Here is a 26,598-nt window from a genome sequence, read left to right as displayed (position 1 = left end):
GAGCCATGGCCGTATACATCTACTCCATCACCGGCAAGCAGCACCCGCTCCGCCTCGACGGTCTCGGCGGAGTTGGTGAGTCACCGGCGGCCTTGCGGACAGTGACGGCGGGACCGCTGTGCGCTGTGGTCAGCGACGCGCCAGAGGACCTACGCCCCAAGCGCCGCGACATCATCGCCCACCAGGAAGTGCAGAAGCGCCTCATGGCTGACGGCACGGTGCTCCCCATGCGGTTCGGCCTCATCGCCGAGAACGACGAGGCCATCCTGCTGGCTCTGGAGCAGAATGCCGCGGACTATACGGACAGGCTTCAAGTACTGGAGGGGTGCACCGAGTACCACCTCAAAGCATCGCAGGACGAAGACGCGCTGCTGCGGCAGATTCTGCGGGAGTCGGACGTGGCGCGAGAACTCAATGAAGAAATCCGCAGCGGCACCGCCGACCCCGACGCATCGCTGCAACTCGGTGAGCTGGTAGCCCAAGAGGTACAGGCACGGCAAGAGGCGCTGGCGGCGGGTGTGGTCGAAGCACTGCGCCCCTTCGCCCGGACGCTCGAAACATCCCAGCCGACGGGTTCGGACTTTCTCAACGTGTCATTCCTGGTGACCGAGGCCCAGGATGAGGCATTCGTCACCTCGGAGTTGAGCGTCGCCCACCAGATGGGCGACGACTTCGACTTCCGGCTCAACGGCCCACTGCCCCCCTACAGCTTCGTCTGAGGAGTTCTCATGGGCCTGCTCACACAGCTCGTCACCCTTCCCCTGGCGCCCGTACGCGGCGTCGTATGGGTAGTGGAGCGCGTCCGGGAGGAAGCCGAGAACCAGTACTACGACCCCGCGCCGGTGCACCGCGAACTCGCCGAGCTCGAACGTCTCCTCGTCACAGGCGACATCGACGAGGAGACGTTCGACCAGCGCGAGGACGAACTGCTCGACCGGCTGGAGGAGATCCGTGCCTATCGGCAGGGCTGACACTCCTGATCCGGCACGAGGGAATACGAGGCCGCCACCGTGACTGAACCCCTGGCCAACAGGCTCGGTTCCTATCCGTCCCGAGCAGCGCCCCCCTACGGGCAGGGCTCCTCCGCGAATCTCGCCGACATCCTTGAACGGGTACTCGACAAGGGCATCGTCATCGCAGGCGACATACAGATCAACCTTCTCGACATCGAGCTGTTGACCATAAAGCTGCGCCTCCTGGTCGCCTCCGTCGACAAAGCGAAGGAAATGGGCATCGACTGGTGGGAGCACGACCCCTCGCTGTCCTCTCGGAGCAGGGGCGAACAGTCACTGGCCGAGGAGAACCGCCGGTTGCGGGCCGAGATCGATGCCATCCGCCAGGCCAACGCCCTCCCCGCAAAGGAGGAAGCGCCCCGGGACACGGGCAGCCGTCGCCGGGGAAGTGCTCGCGATGAGTGACCTGCTGACATACGCGTATGCGGTGGTACGCAACGCCGAGGGACTGCGGGAGGCAACCGCGCCGCTCCGAGGCGTCGCCGACTCTCCCGTCAGCCTCGTCACCGACTCCGGTGACGATGAGCTGGGGCTCGTGGTGAGCCATGTGCCCGGACAGGACTTCCAGGAGGACGCTCTCAAACAGCATCTCGAGGACCTGGAGTGGCTGGAGGAGGTGGCCCGCGCTCACCACGGCGTCATCGAAGTTTTGGGCGAGCGCACCACCGTCCTTCCGCTGCGCCTGGCAACCGTCTATCTCGACGACAACCGGGCGCGGGAGGTACTGGAAGCCGGGCGGACCATGTTCGCGGAGCGCCTGGCCCAGCTCGCCGAACATGTCGAATGGGGGGTCAAGATCTATGTCGAATCGTCTGCGGTCCCCGCGGCGCCGACGGTTCCCGCGGCAGACCTGAGCCCCGGGCGCGCCTATCTGCGTAACCGTCGGCAACAGCAGAGTGTTCGCGACACTGTGTACGAGGCGGCACAGAAGGTCGCCGCGCGGGTGGAGACCGCGGGCCGCAAGCACGCCTCCGACCGCGTCCGGCATCGCGTACAGCAGGGTCTTCTCGCCGACGCGGCCGGCGCCGTCGGTGAGAACGTCGTCAATGACGCGTACCTGGTGCCCCTGAAGCATTGCGACGACTTCCTGGCCGACGTGACGCATGCCGCTGACGGGCTGGACGGGGTGCGAGTCGAACCCACCGGCCCCTGGGCTCCATACTCCTTCGCCATGCCAATCGGTGAATCCGGCGGTGCTGCAGCTGCAGAGGGAGCACCTCCGTGATCACGCCTGGCCCTCCGCCAGAGGCGGAGCGCCTGCCTCAGCGGCAGGTCGCTCTCATCGATCTGTTGGACCGACTTCTGAGCGGTGGGGTCGTCCTCACCGGTGACGTTGTCCTGTCCATCGCGGACATCGATCTGGTACGCGTCTCACTGCGTGCCCTGATCGTTTCCATCAGCGAGCAGAATCCCTCGCCATGGGCGGGGACGCACCCGATGCTGGGCGGCGGCGACCATGACGACTGAGGGAGAGAGCCGGCCGCCGAACCGCGCCGACGAGGTCGCGGAGGCCGCCGCACGCGCCTTCCGGCTGCTGCCCGCCGCCCCACACGACCTGGACCTGCCGGCCGGCAAGGGCTCGCGTTCCCCGGCCCGGCGGATCAGCTCCGACCGCGACACCGTCGAACGGGACCTCATGAAGCTCGTCCTCACTCTCGTGGAACTGCTGCGCCAGCTCATGGAACGACAGGCCCTGCACCGCGTCGACCAAGGAGACCTCACCGACGAACAGGAAGAACGCCTGGGAGCGACCCTCATGCTCCTCCACGACCGCATGAGCGACCTGTGCGCCCAGTACGGACTGACCATGGAGGACCTCAACCTCGACCTCGGGCCGCTGGGCACACTGCTGCCGCCCTCAGACTGACCCTCGCAACGCGGCAAACGGCAATATCGCTGTCCGCGCAGACAGCTCCTTGCCCCAGGAACACCATGTGAGACGTTCTGAATCACGGGTACTCCGTACACATGAATTTCTGGTCGAAGGAACCGCCACTGCCGCCGAGCCGGGGCAGAATTTCGAAGGCGATCGCTGAGTACTTGAGAAGTACAGGGCCACCTCCCGACGATGGGACGATCGCAGACGCATCCCCTTTCGGTGACGATTGGCAGCTCGGCCTGTATCTCTGTTACGAGCTGCACTACCGGGGTTTCGCCGACGTGGACGCCGCCCGTGAATGGGACCCCGACCTGCTCAAGGCCCGGGCAGCCCTGGAGCGCCCCTTCCTCAAGGCCCTGCGCCGCCAGGCGACACGGCATGAACGCGCCGCCGAGGCGCTGGACGACCTACTCGTCGAGCCCGTGGACGGCATCGGAGTCACCCACTACCTCCAAGACGACGGCGAACTGTGGCAGCTGCGCGAATACGCCGCACAGCGGTCGCTGTACCACCTCAAGGAGGCCGACCCGCACGCCTGGGTGCTGCCCCGCCTGTGGGGCCGGGCGAAGGCCGGAATGGCAGCCGTGGAGTTCGACGAGTTCGGCGGCGGCCGGGCGGATCGGGTGCACGCGCGGCTGTTCGCCGACCTCATGGCCGACCTCGGCCTGGACACCACCTACGGGCGGTATCTCGACACTGCCGGCGCCGAGGCACTCGCCGTCGTGAACCTGATGTCCTTCTTCGGACTGCACCGCGCCCTGAGAGGTGCACTGGTAGGTCACTTCGCCGCCGTCGAGATCACCTCGTCGCCCGGTTCACGGCGGCTCGCCCAGGCCATGCGGCGCACCGGCGCGGGACCGGCCGCCGAGCACTTCTACGACGAGCACGTCGAGGCCGACGCCGTACATGAGCAGGTCGTACGCCGAGAAGTCGTCGCGGGCCTCCTCGAGGAGGAGCCCCACCTGGACAGCGACGTCGCGTTCGGGGTGGACGCCACCAACTACGTCGAAGACCGCCTTGCCGAGCGACTCCTCGGCGCGTGGCGGGCAGGCGAGTCATCGCTGCGTACGCCCGTCTGACCAGCGAGCCCGGCCCGAACAGGTTCTCCTGCACCCCGAGAACCGGAGATGAAACCCCCATGACTCCCCTTGCTCTTCCCGGTGTCTACGCCCCACAACACGACACCGATCTGCTCGTGCAATCCCTGCGTCAGGAACCCCTCCCCCCGCATGCTCATGTCCTCGACATCGGCACAGGTACAGGAGCTGTTGCTTTGGCCGCCGCACGGCTGGGCGCGAAGGTCACAGCCGTCGACATCTCCTGGCGGGCGGTTCTCAATGCCAAGGTCAACGCGGCATTGGCGCGGCTTCCGCTGCGCGTCATGCGCGGCAACCTGCTGGCTCCGGTGTCAGGCCGATATTTCGATCTCGTCCTGTCCAACCCGCCGTACGTACCCTCACCCGACGCCGACTGCCCACGGCGCGGCGCGGCCCGGTCCTGGGACGCGGGCTATGACGGCCGTCTTCTGCTGGACCGCATATGCCGGGACGCACCCGCGTTCCTCCGGCCCGGCGGAGTTCTGCTCCTCGTCCAGTCCGCCCTGAGCGGCGCGGAAGAGACTCTGAGGCTGTTGCGGGCGGCCGGCCTGAGCGCGGACGTCGTGGAACACCGCTACATCGCCGTCGGACCCGTACTTCGCTCCCGAAGCAGTTGGCTGCAAAGCCGCGGCCTACTAGAAGGCAATGATGGCAAGGAAGAGCTGGTGATCATCCGTGCCGAACGACATCCCTGAACGACGCCGCATCACCGCTCAGCGGACAGGACCTCTGCTCGTTGAAGGCCCGGTCGAAGTCACCCTGGACGACGGCACCATCGTGTCGTCCGACCGATTCTGCGTAGCCTTGTGCACCTGTCGCCGCAGCCGCACCTACCCGTGGTGCGACACCAGCCATCGAAAGCCCGCCAGACCGAGCCAAACGGACACTCCAGGGCCCGAGGCGACATCCGAACTGAATCCCTGATCCGGGCCGACGCTCCCCCGATGCTCAACCCTGCTTGAGAGTCGACTCGCAGCGTCCGGCACGCGCAGGAAACGCCCGGCGACCGTGCTCAGCAAGAAACGCACGCCGAACCGCGCGGCGAAAGGACCGGCGCCTTGCCGTGCGGCGGGGCACCGAGGGCGTGGCCGCCTGGTCCGAGCCGTTGCGCTCCCGTTTCGCTGCCGGCAACACCTTGAGGCCGACGACGCGTCAGGTATGGCGGGTCTCCTCGTGCTGCTGTTCCACGACTCTGGCCAGGCGGGCCAGCATGCCCCGGTGCCGCAGTTGCAGCAGCGCTTCGGTCGCGGGGTTGTGGAGAGCGCCGCCCGGACCTCGCAGGGGGTGCTCGTCGCAGACGACGAGGGTTTCCTCGCCCCACGGCCGGAGCTGGAGGAAGATCCTCGCGGTTCCCAGTGGCTTGAACGAAGCCTCCAGTTCCAGCTCCCTGCCCGTTTCGCTGTGGCGGACGGTCGTGACCCCGTCCACCGACCAGGGACCCAGCCGCACGGTGTAGTGGATCCGGGAACCGACTCCGGGCCAGGCCTGGTCGAGGGGCGCGGACTCGGAGGGTCCCACCACCCACTCCCCGTACCGGGTCGGATCGGCAAGCACGGCCCACACCGCGTGCGGGGAACGACGAATCAGTTGATGACGAACAGCCATACAGGAAAACCTCCTGTCGTATCGGAACGTGTGGAGCGCCCATCGGAGCGGGCGTACCTTCCTCGGCGGAATCGCCCGCCGGAGGCCGGCGGCGGGGAGGGCGGAGGGCTGACGAGTGGTTCCGTCGCGGCAGGCGCACCCGCTGTGGGCGGCCTGCTGGTCGGCGCTGAGCACCGCGAGGGGTTCACCGGGGACCTTCCTCTTGGCCGCTCCCATCTGTTCTCCGAGTTCGGTGAATCGGTTGCGGCCCATGGCTTTGTCGATCCAGGTTCGGGTGGTGAGCTCCTCGATCACCTGGTCGGCGATCTTCCGCTGCGCGGCGTGGGCGTCGTCGTCGGCATTCTCGAACTGATTGAACAGCTTCTCCACCGTCTTGTGGTCTTCCTTGAGCAGCACGATCCCTTCCACAGGTGTCTCTCCGCATCGGTTTCCCCGGACGGCTTGTGCCGCCCGTGATCCGTGTAATACCCACTGCGGCCCCGGGCCGGTCGCACACGGCGCCCGGTTGGCCCGGAATGATGAGCCGCGCCGAGGCATACGCGTGTGAGTGCCGGCGCACCACCGCCTTCCGCGACTCGTCAGACTTCACCCCCCTTTGCCTGCTGGGACACCGGGCGTGCCTGAGCGTTGCGCGCGAGCGGATTGACCGCCGGACTTCGGGACACACGCACGATGTGCTGAAGATATTTCTGGTCGCCCTGCTCGGCTCGCTGGCGTTGGCCGGCGCGGCCGCCGCCGTCCTGGTTTCACCCTGGTGGTGGGTCGCGGCCTGCCCCTTGCTCGTGCTCGCGCTCGTGGCCGTCCACGATCTAGTGCAGCGTCGGCATTCCGTCCTGCGTAACTACCCGCTGCTCGGGCATCTCCGATTCGCGCTGGAGGCGCTGCGGCCAGAGCTCCAGCAGTACTTCATCGAGCGCAACTTCGACGGCCGCCCCTTCGACCGTGACACCCGCAGCATCGTCTACGAGCGCGCCAAGGGCACCGATGCCGAGGAACCGTTCGGCACCGAACTCGACCTGTACCGGACGGGCAGCGAATCCCTCACCCCGTCCATGGCCCCCCGATCGGTGCGCACCGAGGCGCCGCGTGTCCGAATCGGCGGACCCGAGTGCACCCGGCCTTACGACATGGCCCTGCTCAACGTCTCGGCGATGAGCTTCGGCTCGCTGTCGGCCAATGCCGTACTGGCCCTCAACACCGGCGCGCAGCTGGGCGGTTTCGCCCACGACACCGGCGAGGGCGGTCTGTCGGAGTACCACCTGCGCCCCGGCGGGGATCTGGTCTGGGAGATCGGCACCGGATACTTCGGTTGCCGGACCGACCACGGGGGCTTCGACGAGCGGCAGTTCGCCGAGAAGGCGGCGCACGAGCAGGTCAAGTGCGTGTCGTTGAAGATCAGCCAGGGCGCCAAGCCCGGCATCGGAGGAGTCCTGCCGGGTGCCAAGGTGAACGCGGAGATCGCCGCGGTCCGCGGCGTTCCACAAGGGGAGACCGCCATCTCGCCGCCCTTCCACCGCGTCTACTCCACGCCGCGCGAGTTGGTGCTTTTCCTGGCCCGGCTGCGCGAACTGGCCGACGGCAAGCCAGTCGGGTTCAAGTTCTGCGTCGGCTCGCGCCGTGAGTTCCTCGCCGTGTGCAAGGCGATGCTGGAGGAGGGCAGCACACCGGACTTCATCATCGTCGACGGCGCGGAGGGCGGAACGGGCGCGGCCCCGCTCGAGTTCGCGGACAACGTCGGCCTGCCGCTGAGTGAGGGACTGATGGCCGTGCACAACGCCCTTGTGGGCGTCGGGTTGCGCGACCGGATCCGGATCGGTGCAAGCGGCAAGGTCGCCACCGGCGGCGACCTCGTCAAACGCCTGCTCCAGGGAGCCGACTACACCAACTCCGCCCGCGCCATGATGTTCGCGATCGGCTGCATCCAGGCCCAGCGCTGCCACACTAACGCCTGCCCCGTAGGGGTCGCCACCCAGGACCAACGGCGCGCCCGCGCCGTTGATGTTCCCGACAAGTCCCAGCGCGTACGGCGCTATCAGCAGGCAACGGTCAAGAGCGCTCTCCAGATCATGGCCTCGATGGGCGTCGACGACCCGCGCGGGCTGCGACCCCACATGCTGGTCCAGCGGGTGAACCCGCACACCGTCCGCTCCTACGCGGAACTCCACGAGTGGCTCACCCCCGGACAACTGCTCGCATCGCCGCCCTCCAGTTGGGCAGCCGACTGGAAGGCCGCAGACCCGGACCGCTTCACCCACTGAACCCAGCACTCATTCCGAGAGCCGCACCGGACCGAAGGGCACTCCCGTGGCACGAACCGTCGCCCGCGTGATCGTCGACGCACTCAAGGACCTGCGCGTCCAGCACGTCTTCGGAGTGGTCGGAGACGCCTTGAACCCACTGACCGACGCGATCCGCACCACTGACGACCTGAACTGGGTGGGCTGCCGGCACGAAGAAGCCGCGGCCTTCGCCGCCGGAGCGCAGTCCCAGCTCTCGGGAACCCTCGGGGTGTGCATGGGAACAGTGGGACCCGGCTCCGTACACCTTCTCAACGGGCTCTACGACGCGGCCAAGAGCCGTACCCCCGTCCTCGCGATCTGCGGTCAGGTGCCCCTCGCCGAAGTCGGCAGCGACTACTTCCAGGAAGTCGACAACGACCTGCTCTTCCGTGACGTGGCCGTCTACCGTGCCACCGTCTCCTCCCCCGACCAGATGCCGCGGATGCTGGAGTCCGCCGTACGTACGGCCGTCAGCCAAGGCGGAGTGGCAGTGCTCACCGTGCCCGGGGACCTGGGCGACCAGGAGCTGAGCGACGACCGGCCCGCCCGCTTCGCCCTCACCCACCCCGTCACCCGCCCGGACGACCCGGCGCTCGCGGAGGCCGCCGAACTCCTGAACGCCGCCGACCGCGTCACCCTGCTCGTCGGCGGCGGAGCGCGCGCCGCCCGCGCCGAGGTCCTGCGGACCGCCGACGTGCTCGCCGCGCCGATGGTGCTCACCCTCAAGGCGAAGGAGGGTTTTGAGGGGGACAACGACTTCCAGGTGGGGCAGACCGGTCTGATAGGCAACCCCGCCGCATCCCACGCGCTCGACAGCGGCGACGCGCTCCTGATGCTGGGTACCGACTTCCCGTACCGGGACTGGTACCCGAAGGGGTGCAAGGTCGTCCAAATAGACACCCGCGAGGAGCACTTGGGCCGCCGGGTTCCCGTGGACGTGGGTCTGACGGGCGATGTCGGCGCGACACTGCGAGCCCTGCTCCCGCTGCTGAAGGCGGTCCCGGACCACGGCCATCTGGACGCCGCGCGGGAACGGTTCGCCCACTGGCAGGAAGGACAGCGACGCTTGTCCGACCCGCGTCACGAGCGCCGCTGGACCGGGAAGCTGAGGGCCGCTCTGGACAACCGTGACCACCAGATCCGCCCCGAGGCACTGGCCGCCGCAGTGGACGCCCACGCCGCCGAGGACGCCGTCTTCACCTCTGACACCGGAATGGCCACGGTCTGGCTGTCGCGCTTCGTCACCATGCGCGGCAGGAGGCGCCTGATCGGCTCGTACAACCTCGGCTCGATGGCCAATGCCATGCCCCAGGCCCTCGGGGCCCAGCTCTGGGCGCCCGATCGCCAGACCGTCGCCTTCTGCGGCGACGGCGGGCTGAGCATGCTGCTCGGCGACCTCATGACGGTCAAGACGTACCAACTGCCGGTGAAGCTCGTGGTCTTCGACAACCGCCGGTTGGGGATGGTCAAACTCGAACAGGAGCAGGCCGGCCTGCCTGAATTCGGCACGGAACTCGACAACCCCGACTTCGCCGCAGTCGCCACCGCGCTCGGCCTCACCGGCATCCGTGTCACCGACCCGGCCGATCTCCACGACAGCGTGCGCCGGGCCCTCGACACCCCTGGGCCGGTCCTGCTGGATGTGCTGACCAACCCCGAGGAGGTGGCCGTGCCGGGCAAGCCGACGGTGGCACAGGGGTGGGGCTTCGCGATCGCCAAGGTCAAGGAGATTCTCCCGAGCCGCGAAGGCTGACCGGGAACACGGTCTCGTGTACTCGCCCGGTCAAAGGTGACGGTGTGACTCACCGCCTGTGCGGGTGAGTTGACGGGCGAGTGTAACTGCGCCGCACCAGGACGCGCTTTGTGGTCGACCAGTTGCTTTTCACCGAGAACCGGCGCGACGGCGTGCGCACCATCAGCGCCCTGATCCGGCGCCCCGTGACCACTGAAGCCACTCGGTCCCGGGGGGCCGTAGAGCCGTCTGCGAGGATGGGCGCATGACGGTGCGGAGCAGGAATCATGTGACGGTGACCGGCCAGTCCGGTCGCCCCGTGCTGATGCTGGCGCACGGGTTCGGGTGCGATCAGAACATGTGGCGGCTGGTGGTACCGCTCCTGGAGGGCGACTTCACCGTGGTGCTCTTCGACCACGTGGGAGCGGGACGTTCCGATCTTTCGGCGTGGAGCATGGAGCGCTATTCCTCGCTGGAGGGATATGCCGATGACGTGCTGGAGATCTGCCGTGAGCTGTCGCTCGGTCCGGTGACCTTTGTGGGGCATTCGGTGAGCGCGATGATGGGCGTTCTCGCTGTGGCGCGGGATCCGGAGGCCTTCGCTGGTCTGGTCCTGCTCGCCCCGTCGCCGTGTTTCATCGACGATCCGGCCGCCGGCTATCGGGGTGGGTTCAGTGCCGAGGACATCGATGAGCTCCTGGAATCGCTGGATGCCAACTATCTGGGCTGGTCAGGCGCCATGGCACCGGTGATCATGGGCAATCCCGAGCGCCCCGAACTGGGCGAGGAGCTCACCAACAGCTTCTGCCGGACCGATCCGGACATCGCCCGGGCCTTCGCCCGGGTGACCTTCCTGTCCGACAACCGCGACGACCTCGCCAAGGTCACCGTGCCCACCTTGGTCGCGCAGTGTTCCAGGGACGCGATCGCGCCCCCGGAGGTCGGAACCTTCGTGCAGTCACAGATCCCCGGCAGCCGCCTGGTCACGCTGAACGCGACCGGGCACTGCCCCCAGCTCGCCGCCCCGGAGGAGACGGCTGCCGCGATCATCGCCTTCGCGGGAGCGGGCCGATGATGCGTAAGGCCAGTGACGGCGGGGGCAGCGAGAACCGTGACGACCACGCGGCGTTCTCCGCGCTGTTGGAAGACAACGCGGAAGACCTGTACGAGCGTGCGCCGTGCGGCTACCTCTCCACCCTGCTGGACGGCACGATCGCGAAGATCAACACGACGCTGCTCAACTGGCTGGGCCACCAACGCGGCGACCTGGTGGGCCGCAAGACGTTCTCCGACCTGCTCACCGCCGGAGGCCGGCTCTACCACGAGACGCACTTCGCTCCGCTGCTGCGCATGCAGGGAGAGGTCAGCGGAATCGCTCTGGAACTCAAGACGGCCGACGGCAGCCGTCTGCCGGTACTGGTGACCTCCACGGTCAAGACCGGCAGCGACGGGCAGCCACTCCTGATCCGTACCACCGTCTTCGACGCCCGCGACCGCCGCGCCTACGAAACCGAGCTGCTGCGCGCCCGTCAGAAAGCAGAACGCGAACGCGAGGAACTCAAACGCCTCAACGCCACCCTGCAACGGACCCTCCTCCCTCCGACCTTGGTGAATGTGCCCGGCTTGGATGTGGCCGCGCATTATCACATCGCCTCAACCGACAAGGTCGGCGGCGATTTCTACGACCTGTTCCCTCTCGCCTCCGGAACGTGGGGACTGTTCCTGGGCGACGTGTGCGGCAAGGGCGCGGCCGCGGCGGCCGTCACCTCCCTGGCCCGCTACACCCTGCGCGCCGCCGCCGTCTACGACCCCGACCCGGTCGCCGTCCTGAGCAACCTCAACACGGTTCTCAACCACGAATACAACGGCCAGGACCCGCGGTTCTGCACGGTCGTCTTCGGACTGCTCGTCCCCGACACCGACCGAGGCGGCTTCCGTGTCACCCTGGCCAGCGGCGGCCACCCCCCTGCCCTGCTCATGCGGGCCGACGGCAGTGCCGACTACCTGCCCACCCCCGGCGGGCAGCTCATCGGCGCCCTGCCGGACGCCCACATCGCCACCACCACCGTCCGCCTGGACCTCGGCGACACCCCGCCGCTCCACACGGACGGCCTCACCGAAGCACACACCGCTCAGATCACTGACGACGACCGCTACGGTGACGACGCTCTCCTCGACTTCGCCCAGACCCTGGCACCGACGACCGCCTCCGACGCCGTCGCCGCGGTCCGTGACCTGCTCGACACACTCGGCACCGGAGTGGACGACGACACCGCCGTGCTCGCCATCAGCGTGCCCCGGCCCACCAGTGAAGAGCAGCCGTGACCCAGCTGACCGTCCACACCCGCGCCACCTCCGCCGGGCCCGTCATCGAACTGTCCGGAGAACTCGACAACGACAGCGCCCCCGACGTACGTACGCTCCTGCCCCGCCTGACACTCCAGGCAGGCCAGCAGCTAGTCATCGACCTGACCGGCATCACCTTCTGCGACTCCAGCGGCATGACCGTCCTGATCGCCGCCCGCAATCACGCCCTCGCCGCCCAGGCAGACATCGCTCTGGCAGCGGTCCCGGACCGCGTCAGCCGAATGCTCCACATCGTCGGGCTGGACCAGGTCTTCCCCACCCACGCCACCGCACAAGCGGCCGCAGCAGCCTGGACACCACCCACTCCCACCCCTGAATGAGCGCATGCCGCGGCGCAGAAACCACGGGGCACGTCAGCGCAGTGGTTCCGGTCCTGAGGTCAGTTGGACTTGTCCGCCGTGGGTGCGTCGAGGCCCGCCGGGCCGGCGCGGAGCATCGCCCGGTAGAGGTCGTCGTGGTCGGGCGAGGGAGGCAGGAGGCCGCGGGCGGGGGCCTCGACGGACTGGATGAACAGGGCGACGACGCGACGCCAAGCGTCGGGGGCGGAGTCGCCGCAGGCGTTGACGACGCCGGCGTTGGCCATGTGGATCAGTACCAGGTCCGAAGGGTCGAAGTCCTCGCGCAGACGGCCCGTCGCCTTGGCGCGGTTGATGAGCCGCGCCATGCCCTCGTACGCCTCGTTTCGGCGCTCTTCCATGGCCTTGGCGGTGGGGAAGGTCGTGGTCAGTACGTCGGCGAAGCCCTGGTCCGCGGCCTGCATCGCGCAGGCGGTCTCGATGTAGCCGATGAACCCGTGCCAGGGGTCGGGGTCGTCCAGGGCGACGGCGACCGCGTCGGCGTAGGCGTCCATGCGGTCGGCGAAGACGGCGGCGACCAGCTCCTCCTTGGTGGGGAAGCGGCGGAAGATGGTGGCGATGCCCACGCCTGCCTCGCGGGCCACGGAAGCCATGGAGGCGTTCAGCCCGTCACGCGCGAACACCCTGCGTGCGGTGGCGATGACGCGCTCCCGGTTTCGCTCGGCGTCCCTGCGCAGCGGCTGAGCGGCGGTGTCGTCGGGGTGCTGGGCGCCAGGAGTCATACCGGCCAGTCTAGCAATCGGATTGCCCTATCCACTTTCAGTGGTAGCGTGGACACCGCGAACCGGAAAGACCTATCCGGTTCTCGAACTGGATAGACCTATCCAGATCTATCGTTTCCGCCAACTCAGGTTTTGCGAAAGGATTGTTGTGACCAGCATCGCCATCGTCGGAGCCGGCCCCCAGCTGGGCCTGGCCATCGCCCGCACCTTCGGCACCCAGGACTTCGACGTCGCCCTGATCTCCCGCAACCGCGACAAGCTCGACGACCTCGTCGACACACTCAGTGCCGAAGGCATCACCGCCGCCGCCTTCCCCGCGGACGTACTCGACCGCGACACCCTCACCCAGGCACTCAAGGACGCCGCCGCACAGTTCGGCGGGATCGACATCCTGGAGTACTCCCCGCTGGGAACGTTCGGCTCGGTCGTTCTGACCACTCCGGCCGAGAGTGACCCGTCCGATGTGCAGCACGAGATCGAGTTCCAGCTGTACGGGGCGATCGCCGCCACCAAGGCGGTGCTGCCCGCGATGCGCGAGGCCGGCACCGGCACCCTGCTCTACACCACCGGCGCCGGCTCCCTCGACCCTGTGCCGGTGGTCGGCAATGTCAACGCCGCCGCCGCGGCGCTGCGCAACTGGGCGGTCAACCTGCACAAGGAACTGGACGGCACCGGCATCCAGGCCGCCCACGTCGGCATCGACGTGTCGATCGCCGTCGCCCTCATCCCCGGCCAGCCGGTGATCCAGCCCGAGGACATCTCCCCCGTCTACTGGGAGCTGCACACCACCAAGCGCGACCAGGCCGAGCTCGTCTTCAAGGGCTGATCGCACCGCCTACTTCGTCGAACCCCGATCGCGCCGCGGCGTGCGTGCGCCACGGCGCGCCTGATCCTCCCGGGCGCCCTGGACATCGCGACCGTGCTCACTCCGGTGGCCGCCACGGATATTGCGGTGGTCATGCTCCTGGCCATGGGCCTCCACGCCCGCCGCAAGGAGCCCTCGGCCATCACGTTCAACGCGGTCCTGCTCATCCTCGCGGCCATCGTCACGTGGGGCCGCTTCAGGCCCCACGCCTTCCGACCGGCCCATCTCCCCCTACGGCGGCCCTGCGCACCGCAACGTGTGCCGGGCCGCCCACGGGACGCGGCCGACACGCCTCCCGTCCGGGCTTCGACGCCGTCTCCAGCCCGTACGGGGCGCTGGTGGCCGACAGCCTCCAGGAGATCGCCGACAAGATCCTCACCAAGCGCGAGCTGTTCGGCCTCGGCCGGTCGACTGGACTGACCGCTGCGTGAAGACCGACGAAGCCTCCATACCCACCCTCGGCTTTCCCCCACTCACATCGACTTCCACCGCCGGCATCCCCTCTGGAGACAACAGCCTGGTCGCCGACCCAGCTCAGCACCGCCTTCTACCACTACCGATCCAGCACCCGAACAGACCTATCCAAAACGCATCAGCCAACACACCCCCGCCCCTTTTGGAAGGGATTGCTGTGACCAGCATCGCCATCGTCGGAGCCGGCCCCCAGCTGGGCCTGGCCATCGCCCGCACCTTCGGCTCCCAGGGCTTCGACGTCGCTCTGATCTCCCGCAACCGCGACAAGCTCGACGACCTCGTCGGCACACTCAGCGCCGAAGGCATCACCGCCGCCGCGTTCCCCGCGGACGTACTCGACCGCGACACCCTCACCCAGGCGCTCAAGGACGCCGCCGCACAGTTCGGCGGGATCGACGTACTGGAGTACTCCCCACTGGGAACGTTCGGCACCACCGCGATGACCACCCCTGCCGAGACCGAACCCGCGCACGTGCAGCACGAGTTCGAGTTCCACCTGTACGGAGCCATCGCCGCCACCAAGGCGGTGTTGCCCGCGATGCGCGAGGCCGGCACCGGCACCCTGCTGTTCACCACCGGTGCCCGCTCCATCAATCCCCAGCCGCCGACCGCCAACATCGACGCTGCCATGGCCGCACTGCGCAACTGGGCGATCAACCTGCACAAGGAACTGGCCGGCACCGGCATCCAAGTCGCCCACATCGGCCTCGACGCGACGATCGGCACCCCCACCTTCTACGGTCAGCCGCGGGCCATGGCTGACCAGATCTCCCCCATCTACTGGGACCTGCACACCACTCACCGCGACCAGGCAGAGCGAATCTTCAGAGGCTGACGCCTCACCGGCTGACCAGCACTCCCCCGTCGGCGACACCACTGCTGAGGGAACCCGCTCCCTGATCCTCACCACACCCCACGTTGTGGCGCCATGGCCTGCGCGTACGACCACGAGATCACGCCGCGGCTCTCGATGCTCCCGGGCGGGCCATGTTCCGACGTCCGAGCACTGCGTACGCCCGGACTTCTGCTCGCCCGCAACGGCGGGCTCATCACGGACAACATCGAGCCACTAGATGCCACGGCCACCCCCATCGCTGCGGAGGTCGGAGCGGTCGTTGTTCTCCGCCGAGTACCGGCTCGCGCGGGCACCCCCCGGACGTCTCCCTTGAAGCCATGGCCGAACTCCGGCCCTCGTTCCGAACCAGAAGGGCACAGCCATCCCTTCGCGGGTCGATGCGTCAATCGCTGACGCGTCGCCTCATACGGTCACGCAACCCGTGGCTCGTCTCGCCGGCTTCGGCAGCGATCGGCTGCCCGAATCGGACGCAGACCCTCGCTCGGCTTCGAACAGGAAGCCTTCTCCGTTGCACGGGGAACGCGTTGAACAACAGAGCCGTGCTCATTCCGGTCATGGTCGAGGTGAAGAAGTAATCGGCGGCGGCTCCGACCGCCCGTCGGGATGCGATGGGTCGAGGCAAGGCGCCAAGGATCAGTGGAGTGTCGAGCCGTCATCATCCTCAACCCGGCCGAACCACCGCTGCTGATGCGCAACACCGCGTACTGCCTGGTCGAGGGCGACTGCGACCACAGCGCCATCGAGAACAGCATCCTGGCCATGGCCGAGAAGGTGCACGCCCATGTACCCGGCTACCGGCTCAAGCAGCGGGTCCAGTTCGACACGTACGGCCCGGACGACCCCCTGCACATCCCGCAGACGGGGAAGTTCACCGGCACCAAGGTGACCGTGATGCGCGAAGTCACCGGCGCCGCCGACCATCTGCCCGCCTACGCCGGCAACCTCGACATCATGACCTCCGCGGCCGTCGCCACCGCGGAGCGCATCGCCCAGCACGCGGGGCGTTTCGGGTACTTCGCCACCCTGCCCATGCCCGATGCCACCGCCTCCGCCACGGAGGCCCGGCGGGCGCTGGACGAACTCGGCGCCGACGGGGTCACCCTGCTGGCCAACAACCAGGGCACCTACCTCGGCGCAGGCGGCCAGGACGCGCTGTGGCAGGTCCTTGACGAGCGGGGCACGGTCGTCTTCGTACACCCCGCCGAGTTGCCCGCACCGGCCGTCGAGGGCATCCCGCCGTTCGCCACCGACTTCCTCCTGGACACGACCCGGGCCGCGTACCTCCTCGTACGCAACCGCATCGCGCGCACATACCCGAACATCCGGTTCATCCTCAGCCACGCCGGCGGCTTCGTGCCTTACGCCTCCCACCGCATGGCCGTCACCATCGCGGGCGACACCGGACGCAGCCCCCTGGACGTGCTGGACGACTTCCGCGCCTTCTACTTCGACACCGCACTGTCCTCCAGCCCCGCCGCCCTGCCCACCCCTGCTCGCCTTCGCCCGCCCCGGGCACGTCCTCTTCGGCAGCGACTGGCCCCTCGCCCCCACCCCTGCCGGCCAGTACTTCGCGGGCGGCCTCGACACCGGAGTGGACCCCGACCTCCTCCAGGCCGTCAACCGCGGCAACGCCGAGGCCCTGTTCCCCCGCCTGGCCGCCACCCCCGCACCCACTCCGGTTCGTCCGGTCCCGACACGCCTGCGCCAGGCCGCCCAACGGGCCGCCGCCTGCCTCGTCTTCAAACTCGTCCAACCCGGCACCGATCGAGCAAGGTCCCCAAGACCTCCTCACTGATCCCGGATGGCCGGGGCCTCGATGGCCAGGCTGAGGTCATGCCCGGAAACCAGCGGGTGCGTCGTCGACGCGTGCGACAAGATGGGGCTTCCGAGCGGTGGAGGGGGCATTGGGATGAGTTATGAACTGCAGGCAGTCATCGCCAAAGACGAGGTGCTGCGTGGCGCCTCACGGGACTTGCCTGCCGCTCGGGTGGTCTCCCTCGGCCAGGGCCTCTCGCTGATGCCGATGACGGACCAACTCTTCGATGCTGCAACGGACGGCGCCGAGGGCTCTCTGGGATTCTGGCGGCTTCCGGGAGGGTTCGACAAGCGGCTTGCGGACTGGTCGGCCGCCGGAGTGGTGGCCTATCTGGAAGCCGAGTACTTCGGCGGTGTCGGCGAGCAACAGGCTGCCGTCTGGGCTGATGGGGCCGTCGTACTGGGACCACTCCAGGTAGCGGAGGGCCAGTCCTTCGGATCCGCCGGCAGCCCGATCTCGCAGGCCCTCCGGAGGCTGGGTGTGGTGGCTGACGCGGCCACGGACGAGTTCGCAACCGTGGGGCTGGATCGCCATCGGCACAGCGAGGACTGGATTGCTTAGGCGGCGACTTCCGGATTCCTGCAGTGGCCGGCTGCCGCGATGTCGACGGCCAGGACACCTGGCCGCGGAGCGGCCCGTGCAAGAGTGCTTGCTCAAGGTGTCGAACCGGGCGGAGGGCACCCATCGGTGAGCATCGGATCCACGGGAGGAACGTCGACGCGACCGGACGGGCCGCCGACGCGTGCAGGGAGATGGTTGCCGCCGTACGGTCGTGATCTCCCGGCCCGCACGAGTGCCCTGTCGCACACCCCGCCCACTGCGTGAGTCGTTCGGCGGTCGCGGTCAGTTCCCGCCAACTGGCGTGGTTCTTCTCATGTGTTGAGCCCGTTTGTCGTCGGCCGCGCGCTGGGCATCGTTGACGTGCCGGACCGTCCGGCGCGGCGGAAGCGACGAGGTGGCACAGATGGCTGACGTGAACCCGGAACCGATCGCGACCTTCTGCGGCGACTGCAACTGCGGTTGTCCCCAACTCTTCCTGGACCCGGATGCTCCCGAGGACAAGCGGGTACGCATCACCGACGACTTCGGACAGCAGGTGCGGATGAGCGAGGAGCAGTTCGCCGACCTCGTCGCCCAGGCCAAGGCCGGCGCCCTGGACCGGCTCACGGTGGCGTCGGCCTGACGTCGGCACGACTCCGTGAACGACGACACCCTGACCATCGGCGTCCTCCTCTTCGAGGGCGCCGAGGAACTCGACGTCGCCGGTCCTTGGGAGGTACTGGGGTTCTGGGCCGCCCACATCGCGTCGTCTCCGGTGCGGGTCCTGCCCCTTGGGCCCCGGGCGGGTGTGGTGCGGTGTGCCAAGGGGCTCGGCCTCGTCGCGGATCACGACCTCACCACGGCACCGCCGCTCGATCTGCTGGTCCATCCCGGAGGTGACGGCACCCGCTCCCTGGTGAAGGACGAGCCGCACCTGGCCTGGCTGAACGAACTGCACCGGCAGCGAACGGTCCTGGCGAGCGTGTGCACCGGCTCGCTCGTCCTCGCGGCCGCCGGTCTGCTGGCGGACCGGCCGGCCACCACCCACCGGGACTACCTCGACAAGCTCGCGAAGATCGACAGTTCGGTCGACCTACGCGCCGGGCAGCGGTTCGTCGACGACGGCGACATCGTCACCTCCGCCGGCGTGTCGGCCGGGATCGACATGGCGCTGCATCTCGTCGGCCGTCTCGGCGGGGCCGAGGAGAGTGAGCTGACCCGGAACGGAATCCAGTACGAGCCGCCCCGCGCGTGACGGGGCGTCACCGCTCCGCAGGCTCGGGCTCGGGCTCGGGCTCCTGGGCGAAGGCGAGTGGCTGGGCGGCATACGTGATACGGACGACGCCGTCGGGGTGTCGTTCCGTAGCGCCCCGTACGCCGAAGACGTCACACAGGAGGTCCGGTGTCAGGACCTCCAGCACGGGTCCCGCCGCCACCACCGCGCCTTCGTGGAGCACGACGAGGTGGTCGCAGAGCCGGGCGGCCAGGTCGAGGTCGTGCAGGACCGCCAGGGTGGTGATCCCGGTGCTGCGGATCAGGTCCAGGAGCTCGAACCGGGCGCGGATGTCGAGGTGGTTGGTGAGTTCGTCCAGGACCAGGAGCCGGGGTCGTTGGGCGAGGGCGCGAGCCAGCAGGACGCGCTGGCGTTCGCCGCCGGAGAGGGTGGCGTAGTCGCGGCCCGCGAAGGGGCCGACACCGCAGCGCTCGACCGCCTCGGTCACGGCCTCGCGGTCCTCGGCGCCGTCCCGGCCCATCAGGCCGTGGTGAGGCGTGCGCCCCAGGGCGACGATCTCGGTCACGGTCAGGCCGGTCGTGGTACCGGCATCCTGGAGGACGGCCGCCGTGCGGCGGGCGGCGGTGCGCGCGGACAGTTCCCATACGTCGTCGCCGCCCACCCTGACCACGCCGTCGGCCGGCCGCAGCGAGCGGTAGACCGTGCGGAGCAGGGTGGACTTGCCGCTGCCGTTGGGGCCCACGAGCCCGACGATGTCGCCCTTGGCGGCCTCCAGGCGCACATCGCGGAGGATCTGCTTGCGGTCCAGGGTGATGTGGAGCTGGTCCACGGTCAGTTTCATACGCCGTCCAGGCTCTTCATGCGGTGTCCAGGCCCTCCATGCGGTGTCCAGCCCGTCATACGGTGTCCAGGCCCTTGTTGCGGCGCAGCAGCCACAGGAAGAAGGGGGCGCCGAGCAGCGCGGTGAGGATGCCCAGCGGCAGTTCGTTGGGGCGGTTGACGGTGCGGGAGAGCAGGTCGACGAGGACGAGGTAGATGGCGCCCAGGAGTGCGGTCAGGGGCAGCAGTCTGCGGTGGTCCGCGCCGGTGGTGAGGCGGACCAGGTGGGGGATCATCAGACCGACGAAGCCGACGCCGCCGGCGACGGCGATGACGGTGCCGGTGAGCAGCGCGCTGATCACCAGCAGGACGGCGCGCAGCCGGTTGACGTCCACGCCGAGCGCGGTCGCGGACTCGTCGCCGGCCAGCAGGGCGTTGAGGCGACGGCCGAACAGGGTCAGCACGACGGTGCTCGTCAGGACCACCACCGAGACCGTGGGCAGTTGGCTCCACTGGGCGCCGGCGACGCTGCCGAGCATCCAGAACATCACGGTCCGCAGTTCGGTGGGCGTCGCCAGCAGCTGGACGAAGCTCGTGATCGACAGCAGGACATAGCCGACCGCGACCCCCGCCAGCACCAGGCGGGTCGGGGCCAGTCGGCCCTGACGTTGTCCCAGGGCGAAGACCAGGGCCCCGGCCGCGAGGGCGCCGACGAACGCCGCGCCCGACACACCGAGACCGCCCAGCCCGCCGAGCGCGACACCGCCCAGGGTGATGACCAGTACGGCGCCCAGGGAAGCACCGTAGGAGAAGCCCAGGACGACCGGGTCGGCGAGCGGGTTGGAGACCAGGGTCTGGAGCACCGCCCCGGCGACGGCGAGGCCCGCGCCGACCAGAGCGGCCAGGGCGACGCGGGGTGCCCGGAAGGTCCACACGATCTGGTCCAGCGCCGGGTCGCCGGTGGCTCCCCGGCCGGTGACATGGTGCAGGAGGATTCCCCACACATCCGCCACCGGGATGTTCACGGCACCGATGCTCACCGCCACCACCATCACGGCCACGAGGACGACCAGCAGGCCGGCGACCGCGAGCGGCAGCCGCAGACGGCTCGGAATCGGAATCGAACTCGGGCTCAGAACTTGTCGGGGTGCAGCATCTTGGCGACCTTCTCGACGGCCAGGTCGTTGCTGGGGCCGAGGTACATCGAGTCGGACAGAGCCACGTACTTGTTGTTCTTCGCGGCCGGCCACTGGGGGAACTCCTTCAGCAGTTTCTTGGCGTAGGCCGCCGGGTTCGGGTCGTTGTAGCCGATGACGACGAGCGCGTCGACGTCGGTGGCGGCCACCTTCTCCTTGCTCAGGTCGGCGAAGGAGGCCTTGGATGCCGAGGCGAAGGCGTTGCTGCCGCCGGCCTTGGCGAGGATGTCGTTGTAGATGCCCTTGGCGACGACCGAGCTGAAGTCGTTGCCGCCCATGGCCATGTTGGAGAACAGGATCATGACCTTGGGCTGCTTCTCGCCCTGCACCTTCGCCGAGACGTCGGCGATGTTCTTCTCCGACGCGGCGATCAGCTTCTCGGCGCGGTCGCCGACGTTGAAGACCTTGCCCATGTCGCGCAGCAGCGTGTAGCTGTCGGCGATGGTCATCTTGGAGGTGTCCTGGTCGCAGCCCTGTGGGGAGACGTAGGTGCCCGCGCCCACCTGCTTGAGCTGGTCCCGGGTGGCGAAGCCGTTCTTCTCGTCGAAGCCGTACGAAGTCGTGGACAGCACCAGGTCGGGCCGCAGCCCGATCATCGCCTCGCGCGGGACGTCGTACGCGTCGTTGAGCTTGACGTCGCCGGTCGGCAGGGCCTTGATGGCCTTGGCGCGACCCGCCACCTCGGACATCCCGTAGCTCTGCTGGTTGGCGACGATGCGGTCGCCGACGCCGAGGGAGAGCAGCGTGGAGACCTCGGCCACCGAGGCGCCGTTCATCACGACCACCCGGCTGGGCTCCTTGGTGAACTTCTCGGACACCCCACAGTTCTCGAGGGTCACCGGGTAGCCGGACTTCGCAGCCGCCGCGGATGCCTTGCCGCCGGTGGCGGCGCCCTTGTCGGTCGACGAGTCGGCGCATGCCGTCGTGACCAGGCAGAGGACGCCGGCCAGGGCGACGGCGACCGGCCGTTTCTTGGTCATGCTGACTCCTTGTTGCGGGGTGCTCGTGAGGCGTCGGGTTCTGTTGCAGTAGTCGGGGGGTGGAGCCCCCGAGTTCCCGGACATGCCCAACTACCTTGCGGGCGTGGCGGGATGGCAGTGCTTCCCGGCTGGGGCGGGCAGGGTTCCGGTGGTGACGCAGTGGTCGAGGTACCGGAAGACGAGGTTGCGGTCGACGGGCGGGCAGGTGATGCCGCTGCCGCGCAGACCGTTCACGACGTTGTCGGCGTGGACACGGCCCAGGCGCAGGTCGGGCCCGGTCGCCTCGCCGGTGTCCGCGTCCCAGGAGTCGAAGAAGGCGAGCGTGGTCGCCGCCACGTCGGACCCACCGGACCCACCGGACCCACCGGACCCACCGGACCCACCGGAGTCACCGGAGTCACCGGAGTCACCGGACGAGCGGGGCAGTTCGGCACGCCACCGGGCCAGCGGCATACGCCGCAGCGGGTAGCCGTACTCCCCCAGCCAGTCGTACACGTCACCCAGCCTCACCAGCTCGCCGACGGCGTGGTTGAAGACGGTCGCGCCCGGCGCGGGCTGTCCGAGGCTGAGGTGGACGAGGGCCTGGGCGGCGTGGTCGACCGGTGTCCAGATCTCCTCCTCGAACAGGTCGGGGACGATGCCGACGGGAACCCCCGCGCGCAGCACGCTCCAGAGGAAGTCCCGCTCGTTCACGTAACCGGTGGCGTACGGGCCGACGATCCGGCCGAGCCGGTGCACGGTGACCGGCAGGCCTCTCTCCGCGGCCTGTTCCAGCAGGCGCTCGGCCGCCCACTTCGACTGCTGGTAGCCGTAGCGCAGTCCGGGATGGGCCGGGAGGAACGCCTCCGGTACCTCCGGGGCGAGGGCGAGGGGCGGGGCGACGGAGAGGGTCGACACGAAGTGCAGGGTGGTCGAGCGCACGGCGGCCATGCGCAGCAGGTCCCGGGTGGACTCGGTGTTGGCGGCGCGGAGGGTGGCGTACTCGCGCATGATGCTGACGGTCGCCGCGTTGTGGAGGATCGCGCCGCAGGTCCGGGCGAGTTCGGCGAAGAGGCCCTCGTCCAGGCCGAGGCGGGGACGAGTTAGGTCCGCGGGGATCGCCGTGATGCGTCGGCGCGCCGCGTCCGGGAGGGGGATCAGGTGGGTTTTCAGGGCCTGGTGGATACGGGCGGTGGCCTCGGCGGGGCTCGTGGCGCGGACGGTGCAGACGACCTCCGCGCCGGTGCTCGTCAGGAGTTCGGCCAGCAGATGTACGCCGACGAAGCCGGTGGCGCCGGTGAGCAGGATTCTGTCCGGTGTGCCGCTCGCCCGAGGGCCGTCGCCGGGGTGGATGTCCGGATCGAGGACGGTGTCGGCGAGCAGGGCCGCCGGAAGGCCGGCAGCGGCCGGTCGAGGCCGCTCCCGTTGCTCCAGGAACCTCGCCAATTCGGCGGGGGTCGGGTGCTGGAAGAGCCAGGCGACCTTCACGTCACGGCGCAGTTCGACGCCGAGACGGTTGGCGACCTGGATGGCCTGGAGCGAGTGGGCGCCGAGGTCGAACACGTCGTCCCGTGCGGACACGGCGGCCACGCCGAGCGCCTGCTGCCAGACGGCGGCGATGGTGCGCTCGAGTGTGCTGTCGGAAGAGGCCGCCCGCACATCGAGGCCGGGTGCCGTCGTGGCGAGCGCGTTCCTGTCGATCTTCCCTGAGCTCGTCCGGGGCAAGTGGTCGCGGAACTCCACGGCCGACGGGATCATCGCCGCGGGCAGCGTCTCCCGGAGGTGGTCGCGGATCCCCGCCACGGCCGGGGCGGTCCCGTCCGGGACGACGTAGGCGACCAGGCGCCGCGTCCCGTCCCCCAGCACCTGCCCTACGACAGCCGCGCCACGAACTCCCGGGTGACCGAGGAGGGCGCCCTCGACCTCGGCCGGGTGCACACGATGTCCGCTGATCTTGAACTCGGTGTCCGACCGGCCCAGGTAGCGCAGTTGCCCGTCGTCGCCGATCCGTACGAGGTCGCCCGTGCGGTAGGCGCGGGGCGCTCCGGGGAGCTGGTCGAGAGGGGCGAAACGGGAGGTGTCCGGTGGTCGGTCTCCGCGGTAGCCGAGGGCCAGGTTGTCGCCCAGGAGGTGGAGTTCGCCGTCGACCACCGCGGCTCGGGTGCCGGGTAGCGGCAGCCCGATGGGGACGTCGCCCGGGGCGAGCGAGGGGTCGTGGAGGTCGGCGACGGTGGCGACCACGGTGGCCTCGGTCGGGCCGTAGGTGTTCAGCAGCCGGACCGTCGTACCGACGGCCTTGCGCCAGCGGTCGACCCGTTCGGGGTGGGCCGCCTCGCCGCCGATGACGACGGTGCGCACTTCGGCTGGCAGAGTGACGGCGCCTGTCGAGACGGCGTAGGCCAGTTCGTGCCAGTACGCCGTGGGCAGGTCGAGGAAGCTGATCCGCAGCCGTGCGCAGGCCTCCAGGAACCCGGGGACCGACTCGGTCATGTCGTCGCTGCGGACGACGAGCGTGGCGCCCGCGCACAGCGTGAGGAAGATTTCCTCGGCGCTGGTGTCGAAGTGCAGAGGGGCGAACTGCAGGACGCGGTCCCGGTGGTGAAGGCCGTAGCGGTGCGTGGCGCCCGCGACGAAGCGCGCGAGGGCGCGGTGGCCGATCTCGACCCCCTTGGGGCGCCCCGTGGAGCCCGAGGTGTGGAGGACGTAGGCGAGGTCCTCCGGCGTCGTCGTCGGTGTCGTCGGTGTCGTCGGCCGGGCCGCTCCGGACTCGGGTTCCGGCTGGTCGTATCGCAGGACTACCCGGTCCCCGAAGGCGTCGGCGTAGGCGCTGGTGGTGAGGACCAGGACCGGTCGGGCGTCGTCCAGCAGTTCCGCCCTGCGGGCCGGGGGCGCCGTCGGGTCGAGTGGACAGTAGGCGGCACCGGAGAGCAGGACGCCGAGGACGGCGGTGATCGCGTCGATGCCGCGCGGCAGGGCGACGGCCACCAGGTCGCCGTGGCCGACCCGGCGGGCAGCCAGTCGGCGGGCGAGCGAACGTGCCGACCCGAAGAGTTGGGCATACGTGATGCTGTCGCCGTCGTGCTCGACGGCGACAATGCCGCCTCGCCGGGCGGCGTGGTCGGCGATCGGGCCGAGGACCGGGCGGACGGGTCCGGGCAGCGGCCCACCGTCCAGGACCGGCACGGGTTCGCGCGCACGCAGGTCGCCGAGCGCCCGGTCGGGGGCGGCGACGGCCTCCCTGAGCAGGGAGAGCAGTCCCTCCTGGAGTGCGGCGACGTCCGCCTCGTCGTAGAGGTCGGGGTGGGCGTCCACGGCGATGCGCAGTCCCCCGCCCTCGGAACGGTCGTAGACGTTGACCGACAGGTCGTCGACGGGGCCCGCGGAGACGTTGTGCACCGTGCTGCGGTGTCCGGCGAACCGCAGGTCGTACTCGAAGGGCATGATGTTGACGCCGGGACCGGACAGCCGGCGCTGTCCGCCGACGAGCTTGAGATCGCGCCGCAGTTGTTCGTAGCGGTAGCGCTGGTGCGGCAGTCCGGCGCGGAGCTCGCGGGAGATCCGGGCCGCGAGGTCGCGCAGGCTGTCCGATGCGGTGACCGCGACGCGCAGGGGCAGGATGTTGCGCACCAGGCAGGGAACGCGTAGCGATACGGAGCCCAGGCGTCCCATCGTCGGCAGGCTGAGGACGATCTCCGGTGCGCCGGTCGCCTGGTGCAGCTGGGCCGCGGTCACGGCCAACAGCACCTCGGACCAGGTGAGCTTCAGGTCGCGGGCGACGGCACGCAGTGCCTCGGTATCCGTCGCGTCGAGGTCCGCCACCCGCCGGTGGAACGTGCGCGCGGGCAGGGCCGTACGGCCGGCGGGGGTCGCCACGGGCGGCCGGTCCGCGAACCGGTCCGCCCAGTAGGCGCGGGCCTTGGTGAAGCGGGGCGACTCCCGGTAGGCCCGTTCCTCGTCCCGCACCGCGGCCAGGGTGCCGAAACCGCTGTCCTCCACCGGCTCGCCCGCCGTCAGGGCCGTGTAGACCTGGGCGACCCGGCGGGCGACCAGCGACAGGCCGAAGCCGTCGAGGGCGATGTGGTGCACGCGGTGGTACCAGAGGTACTGCTCCGGTGCGGTGCGCAGCAGGGCGTGGCCGAAGACGGGGCCGCGCGCGAGGTCGACGGGGCGGGCCATGTCCTCGCCCATCCAGGCCAGGGCCGCCGCGTGCGGGTCCAGCTCGGTGGTGAGGTCGGCCGTGTGCAGGTGCCAGTCGCCGACCGGCGCGGCGGTCTGCCAGGGGCGGCCCTGGTCGTCGACGACGAAGGCGACGTTCAGGGCCTCCGTCTCCGCGACGACGTGGTGCAGGGCCTCGTCGAAGACGGCCGTGTCCACCGGTCCGTCGATGAGCACGTACTCGGCCGTGTTGTACGCGGGACTGTCCGGGTCGAGCTGCTGGCCGGTCCAGATCCCTTCCTGGGCGGCCAGCAACGGATGACGCCGTGCTGTGTCATCCATGTCGCTGTCATGCGTCGGCATGGTCCGCTCCCCTCGGCTGTGCGGAGAGCAGTTGCCACCACTGGGCGAACGAGGTGCACTCGGCGAGTTCGACGAAGGTCACCTGCGCGCCGGTCTCCCGCCACCGTTCGAGAAGGGTGACGATCCGCAGGGAGTCAAGTCCGGCGTCTATGGGGTTCTCTTCGAGGTCGACTTCGTCGGGCTGCTGGTACAGAAACTCCGCCAGGTCCGCGCGGAAGCCCTCCAGCGTGAGGGGAGCAGGCATGTCGTTCTCTCTCAATCCGGCCTGGTG

The 26,598-nt window shown here is 69.2% G+C and carries 28 protein-coding genes and 2 pseudogenes; 23 read left to right on the top strand and 7 right to left on the bottom strand.

The genetic code is table 11. The annotated features are described in order from the left end of the window. Positions 1-5: 5 nt before the first annotated feature. From ACZ7M3_RS50360 to ACZ7M3_RS50320, 9 genes are all read left to right on the top strand, one after another. Positions 6-719 carry a GvpL/GvpF family gas vesicle protein gene (locus tag ACZ7M3_RS50360; RefSeq protein WP_472073224.1) on the top strand — a complete coding sequence of 238 codons (714 nt, stop codon included), beginning with the start codon at positions 6-8 and terminating at the stop codon, positions 717-719. A gap of 9 nt (positions 720-728) precedes the next feature. Continuing rightward, positions 729-971, top strand: a complete 243-nt coding sequence (locus ACZ7M3_RS50355) for a gas vesicle protein GvpG (protein WP_472073222.1) — start codon at positions 729-731, stop codon at positions 969-971. A 39-nt stretch (positions 972-1,010) separates the two neighbouring features. After that, complete coding sequence (locus tag ACZ7M3_RS50350; RefSeq protein WP_382260192.1) at positions 1,011-1,418, top strand: gas vesicle protein; 408 nt, start codon at positions 1,011-1,013, stop codon at positions 1,416-1,418. Further along, on the top strand, positions 1,411-2,238 hold the full coding sequence (locus ACZ7M3_RS50345; RefSeq protein ID WP_472073220.1) for a GvpL/GvpF family gas vesicle protein: 828 nt from the start codon (positions 1,411-1,413) through the stop codon (positions 2,236-2,238). The genes ACZ7M3_RS50350 and ACZ7M3_RS50345 overlap by 8 nt, the downstream gene beginning before the upstream one ends. Next, positions 2,235-2,480 (top strand): gas vesicle protein, encoded by a 246-nt coding sequence (locus ACZ7M3_RS50340; protein WP_472073218.1) that lies wholly within the window; start codon positions 2,235-2,237, stop codon positions 2,478-2,480. The genes ACZ7M3_RS50345 and ACZ7M3_RS50340 overlap by 4 nt, the downstream gene beginning before the upstream one ends. After that, entirely contained in the window at positions 2,470-2,880 is a 411-nt protein-coding gene (locus ACZ7M3_RS50335) for a gas vesicle protein K (protein ID WP_472073216.1), read from the top strand. Before ACZ7M3_RS50340 ends, ACZ7M3_RS50335 begins: the two co-directional genes overlap by 11 nt. Before the next feature lie 101 nt (positions 2,881-2,981). Then, the gene (locus tag ACZ7M3_RS50330; RefSeq protein WP_472073214.1) at positions 2,982-3,971 is read left to right on the top strand and encodes an iron-containing redox enzyme family protein; all 990 of its coding nucleotides are present in this window, start codon (positions 2,982-2,984) and stop codon (positions 3,969-3,971) included. A 59-nt stretch (positions 3,972-4,030) separates the two neighbouring features. Then, complete coding sequence (locus ACZ7M3_RS50325) at positions 4,031-4,684, top strand: HemK2/MTQ2 family protein methyltransferase (RefSeq protein WP_472073212.1); 654 nt, start codon at positions 4,031-4,033, stop codon at positions 4,682-4,684. Next, positions 4,665-4,913 carry a CDGSH iron-sulfur domain-containing protein gene (locus ACZ7M3_RS50320; RefSeq protein ID WP_472073210.1) on the top strand — a complete coding sequence of 83 codons (249 nt, stop codon included), beginning with the start codon at positions 4,665-4,667 and terminating at the stop codon, positions 4,911-4,913. Before ACZ7M3_RS50325 ends, ACZ7M3_RS50320 begins: the two co-directional genes overlap by 20 nt. Before the next feature lie 228 nt (positions 4,914-5,141). On the opposite strand, the gene ACZ7M3_RS50315 is transcribed toward ACZ7M3_RS50320, so the two are convergent. Continuing rightward, positions 5,142-5,594 (bottom strand): SRPBCC family protein, encoded by a 453-nt coding sequence (locus tag ACZ7M3_RS50315; protein WP_472073208.1) that lies wholly within the window; start codon positions 5,592-5,594, stop codon positions 5,142-5,144. Positions 5,595-5,738: 144 nt separating this feature from the next. Between ACZ7M3_RS50315 and ACZ7M3_RS50310 the strand changes: the two genes are divergently transcribed. From ACZ7M3_RS50310 to ACZ7M3_RS50285, 6 genes are all read left to right on the top strand, one after another. Beyond that, positions 5,739-6,050: a hypothetical protein gene (locus ACZ7M3_RS50310; protein WP_472073206.1), complete on the top strand. Its 312-nt coding sequence runs from the start codon at positions 5,739-5,741 to the stop codon at positions 6,048-6,050. Positions 6,051-6,268: 218 nt separating this feature from the next. Beyond that, positions 6,269-7,852, top strand: coding sequence for an FMN-binding glutamate synthase family protein (locus ACZ7M3_RS50305; protein WP_472073204.1), 1,584 nt, complete (start codon positions 6,269-6,271; stop codon positions 7,850-7,852). 46 nt (positions 7,853-7,898) lie between these two features. After that, positions 7,899-9,626, top strand: a complete 1,728-nt coding sequence (locus tag ACZ7M3_RS50300) for a thiamine pyrophosphate-dependent enzyme (RefSeq protein ID WP_472073202.1) — start codon at positions 7,899-7,901, stop codon at positions 9,624-9,626. A 244-nt stretch (positions 9,627-9,870) separates the two neighbouring features. Beyond that, positions 9,871-10,680, top strand: a complete 810-nt coding sequence (locus ACZ7M3_RS50295) for an alpha/beta fold hydrolase (RefSeq protein WP_472073200.1) — start codon at positions 9,871-9,873, stop codon at positions 10,678-10,680. Next, positions 10,677-11,930 (top strand): PP2C family protein-serine/threonine phosphatase, encoded by a 1,254-nt coding sequence (locus ACZ7M3_RS50290; protein ID WP_472073198.1) that lies wholly within the window; start codon positions 10,677-10,679, stop codon positions 11,928-11,930. Before ACZ7M3_RS50295 ends, ACZ7M3_RS50290 begins: the two co-directional genes overlap by 4 nt. After that, positions 11,927-12,292 (top strand): STAS domain-containing protein, encoded by a 366-nt coding sequence (locus ACZ7M3_RS50285; protein WP_472073196.1) that lies wholly within the window; start codon positions 11,927-11,929, stop codon positions 12,290-12,292. Before ACZ7M3_RS50290 ends, ACZ7M3_RS50285 begins: the two co-directional genes overlap by 4 nt. A 59-nt stretch (positions 12,293-12,351) precedes the next feature. On the opposite strand, the gene ACZ7M3_RS50280 is transcribed toward ACZ7M3_RS50285, so the two are convergent. Beyond that, positions 12,352-13,050 (bottom strand): TetR/AcrR family transcriptional regulator, encoded by a 699-nt coding sequence (locus ACZ7M3_RS50280; protein WP_472073194.1) that lies wholly within the window; start codon positions 13,048-13,050, stop codon positions 12,352-12,354. A 148-nt stretch (positions 13,051-13,198) separates the two neighbouring features. Here ACZ7M3_RS50280 and ACZ7M3_RS50275 point away from each other — a divergent pair, with 148 nt between their 5' ends. The 8 genes and pseudogenes from ACZ7M3_RS50275 (at position 13,199) to ACZ7M3_RS50240 (ending at position 18,856) form a co-directional block, all read left to right on the top strand. After that, positions 13,199-13,876, top strand: a complete 678-nt coding sequence (locus ACZ7M3_RS50275; protein WP_472073192.1) for an SDR family NAD(P)-dependent oxidoreductase — start codon at positions 13,199-13,201, stop codon at positions 13,874-13,876. Between the two features lie 27 nt (positions 13,877-13,903). Beyond that, positions 13,904-14,083 (top strand): annotated as a pseudogene (locus tag ACZ7M3_RS50270) (DoxX family protein); the annotation flags it as partial. Positions 14,084-14,546: 463 nt separating this feature from the next. Next, complete coding sequence (locus ACZ7M3_RS50265) at positions 14,547-15,224, top strand: SDR family NAD(P)-dependent oxidoreductase (protein ID WP_472073190.1); 678 nt, start codon at positions 14,547-14,549, stop codon at positions 15,222-15,224. A gap of 624 nt (positions 15,225-15,848) precedes the next feature. After that, positions 15,849-16,571 (top strand): annotated as a pseudogene (locus ACZ7M3_RS50260) (amidohydrolase family protein); the annotation flags it as partial. A gap of 163 nt (positions 16,572-16,734) precedes the next feature. Next, positions 16,735-17,040, top strand: a complete 306-nt coding sequence (locus tag ACZ7M3_RS50255) for an amidohydrolase family protein (protein WP_472073257.1) — start codon at positions 16,735-16,737, stop codon at positions 17,038-17,040. A 114-nt stretch (positions 17,041-17,154) separates the two neighbouring features. Next, the gene (locus ACZ7M3_RS50250) at positions 17,155-17,622 is read left to right on the top strand and encodes a hypothetical protein (RefSeq protein ID WP_472073188.1); all 468 of its coding nucleotides are present in this window, start codon (positions 17,155-17,157) and stop codon (positions 17,620-17,622) included. A 403-nt stretch (positions 17,623-18,025) separates the two neighbouring features. Further along, positions 18,026-18,244 carry a hypothetical protein gene (locus ACZ7M3_RS50245; protein ID WP_351297659.1) on the top strand — a complete coding sequence of 73 codons (219 nt, stop codon included), beginning with the start codon at positions 18,026-18,028 and terminating at the stop codon, positions 18,242-18,244. Positions 18,245-18,259: 15 nt separating this feature from the next. Further along, the gene (locus ACZ7M3_RS50240) at positions 18,260-18,856 is read left to right on the top strand and encodes a DJ-1/PfpI family protein (RefSeq protein WP_472073186.1); all 597 of its coding nucleotides are present in this window, start codon (positions 18,260-18,262) and stop codon (positions 18,854-18,856) included. Positions 18,857-18,863: 7 nt separating this feature from the next. Here the strand turns inward: ACZ7M3_RS50240 and ACZ7M3_RS50235 are convergent, their stop codons facing one another. The 5 genes from ACZ7M3_RS50235 to ACZ7M3_RS50215 all read right to left on the bottom strand — a co-directional run bounded on the left by ACZ7M3_RS50235 (position 18,864) and on the right by ACZ7M3_RS50215 (position 26,571). Continuing rightward, on the bottom strand, positions 18,864-19,676 hold the full coding sequence (locus ACZ7M3_RS50235) for an ABC transporter ATP-binding protein (RefSeq protein WP_472073184.1): 813 nt from the start codon (positions 19,674-19,676) through the stop codon (positions 18,864-18,866). Positions 19,677-19,731: 55 nt separating this feature from the next. Further along, the gene (locus ACZ7M3_RS50230; RefSeq protein ID WP_351297649.1) at positions 19,732-20,706 is read right to left on the bottom strand and encodes a FecCD family ABC transporter permease; all 975 of its coding nucleotides are present in this window, start codon (positions 20,704-20,706) and stop codon (positions 19,732-19,734) included. 80 nt (positions 20,707-20,786) lie between these two features. After that, positions 20,787-21,830 carry an ABC transporter substrate-binding protein gene (locus ACZ7M3_RS50225; protein WP_472073182.1) on the bottom strand — a complete coding sequence of 348 codons (1,044 nt, stop codon included), beginning with the start codon at positions 21,828-21,830 and terminating at the stop codon, positions 20,787-20,789. Between the two features lie 90 nt (positions 21,831-21,920). Further along, a complete protein-coding gene (locus tag ACZ7M3_RS50220) occupies positions 21,921-26,327 on the bottom strand; it encodes an amino acid adenylation domain-containing protein (protein ID WP_472073180.1) in 4,407 nt (1,468 codons plus the stop codon). Then, positions 26,314-26,571, bottom strand: coding sequence for a phosphopantetheine-binding protein (locus ACZ7M3_RS50215; protein ID WP_351297640.1), 258 nt, complete (start codon positions 26,569-26,571; stop codon positions 26,314-26,316). Before ACZ7M3_RS50215 ends, ACZ7M3_RS50220 begins: the two co-directional genes overlap by 14 nt. Positions 26,572-26,598 lie beyond the last annotated feature (27 nt).

The sequence above is a fragment of the Streptomyces sp. NPDC111656 genome, assembly GCF_055656965.1.
The sequence above is the reverse complement of the archived record's forward strand: the minus strand, read 5'-3'. Positions and strand labels throughout refer to the sequence as shown.

Coding starts and splice junctions, on each gene's coding strand:
- ACZ7M3_RS50360 (WP_472073224.1), top strand. CDS start 6: ATGGCCGTATACATCTACTCCATCACCGGCAAGCAGCACCCGCTCCGC.
- ACZ7M3_RS50355 (WP_472073222.1), top strand. CDS start 729: ATGGGCCTGCTCACACAGCTCGTCACCCTTCCCCTGGCGCCCGTACGC.
- ACZ7M3_RS50345 (WP_472073220.1), top strand. CDS start 1,411: ATGAGTGACCTGCTGACATACGCGTATGCGGTGGTACGCAACGCCGAG.
- ACZ7M3_RS50335 (WP_472073216.1), top strand. CDS start 2,470: ATGACGACTGAGGGAGAGAGCCGGCCGCCGAACCGCGCCGACGAGGTC.
- ACZ7M3_RS50330 (WP_472073214.1), top strand. CDS start 2,982: ATGAATTTCTGGTCGAAGGAACCGCCACTGCCGCCGAGCCGGGGCAGA.
- ACZ7M3_RS50325 (WP_472073212.1), top strand. CDS start 4,031: ATGACTCCCCTTGCTCTTCCCGGTGTCTACGCCCCACAACACGACACC.
- ACZ7M3_RS50315 (WP_472073208.1), bottom strand. CDS start 5,594: ATGGCTGTTCGTCATCAACTGATTCGTCGTTCCCCGCACGCGGTGTGG.
- ACZ7M3_RS50295 (WP_472073200.1), top strand. CDS start 9,871: ATGACGGTGCGGAGCAGGAATCATGTGACGGTGACCGGCCAGTCCGGT.
- ACZ7M3_RS50290 (WP_472073198.1), top strand. CDS start 10,677: ATGATGCGTAAGGCCAGTGACGGCGGGGGCAGCGAGAACCGTGACGAC.
- ACZ7M3_RS50280 (WP_472073194.1), bottom strand. CDS start 13,050: ATGACTCCTGGCGCCCAGCACCCCGACGACACCGCCGCTCAGCCGCTG.
- ACZ7M3_RS50250 (WP_472073188.1), top strand. CDS start 17,155: ATGAGTTATGAACTGCAGGCAGTCATCGCCAAAGACGAGGTGCTGCGT.
- ACZ7M3_RS50245 (WP_351297659.1), top strand. CDS start 18,026: ATGGCTGACGTGAACCCGGAACCGATCGCGACCTTCTGCGGCGACTGC.
- ACZ7M3_RS50235 (WP_472073184.1), bottom strand. CDS start 19,676: ATGAAACTGACCGTGGACCAGCTCCACATCACCCTGGACCGCAAGCAG.
- ACZ7M3_RS50230 (WP_351297649.1), bottom strand. CDS start 20,706: ATGGTGGTGGCGGTGAGCATCGGTGCCGTGAACATCCCGGTGGCGGAT.
- ACZ7M3_RS50225 (WP_472073182.1), bottom strand. CDS start 21,830: ATGACCAAGAAACGGCCGGTCGCCGTCGCCCTGGCCGGCGTCCTCTGC.
- ACZ7M3_RS50220 (WP_472073180.1), bottom strand. CDS start 26,327: ATGCCGACGCATGACAGCGACATGGATGACACAGCACGGCGTCATCCG.
- ACZ7M3_RS50215 (WP_351297640.1), bottom strand. CDS start 26,571: ATGCCTGCTCCCCTCACGCTGGAGGGCTTCCGCGCGGACCTGGCGGAG.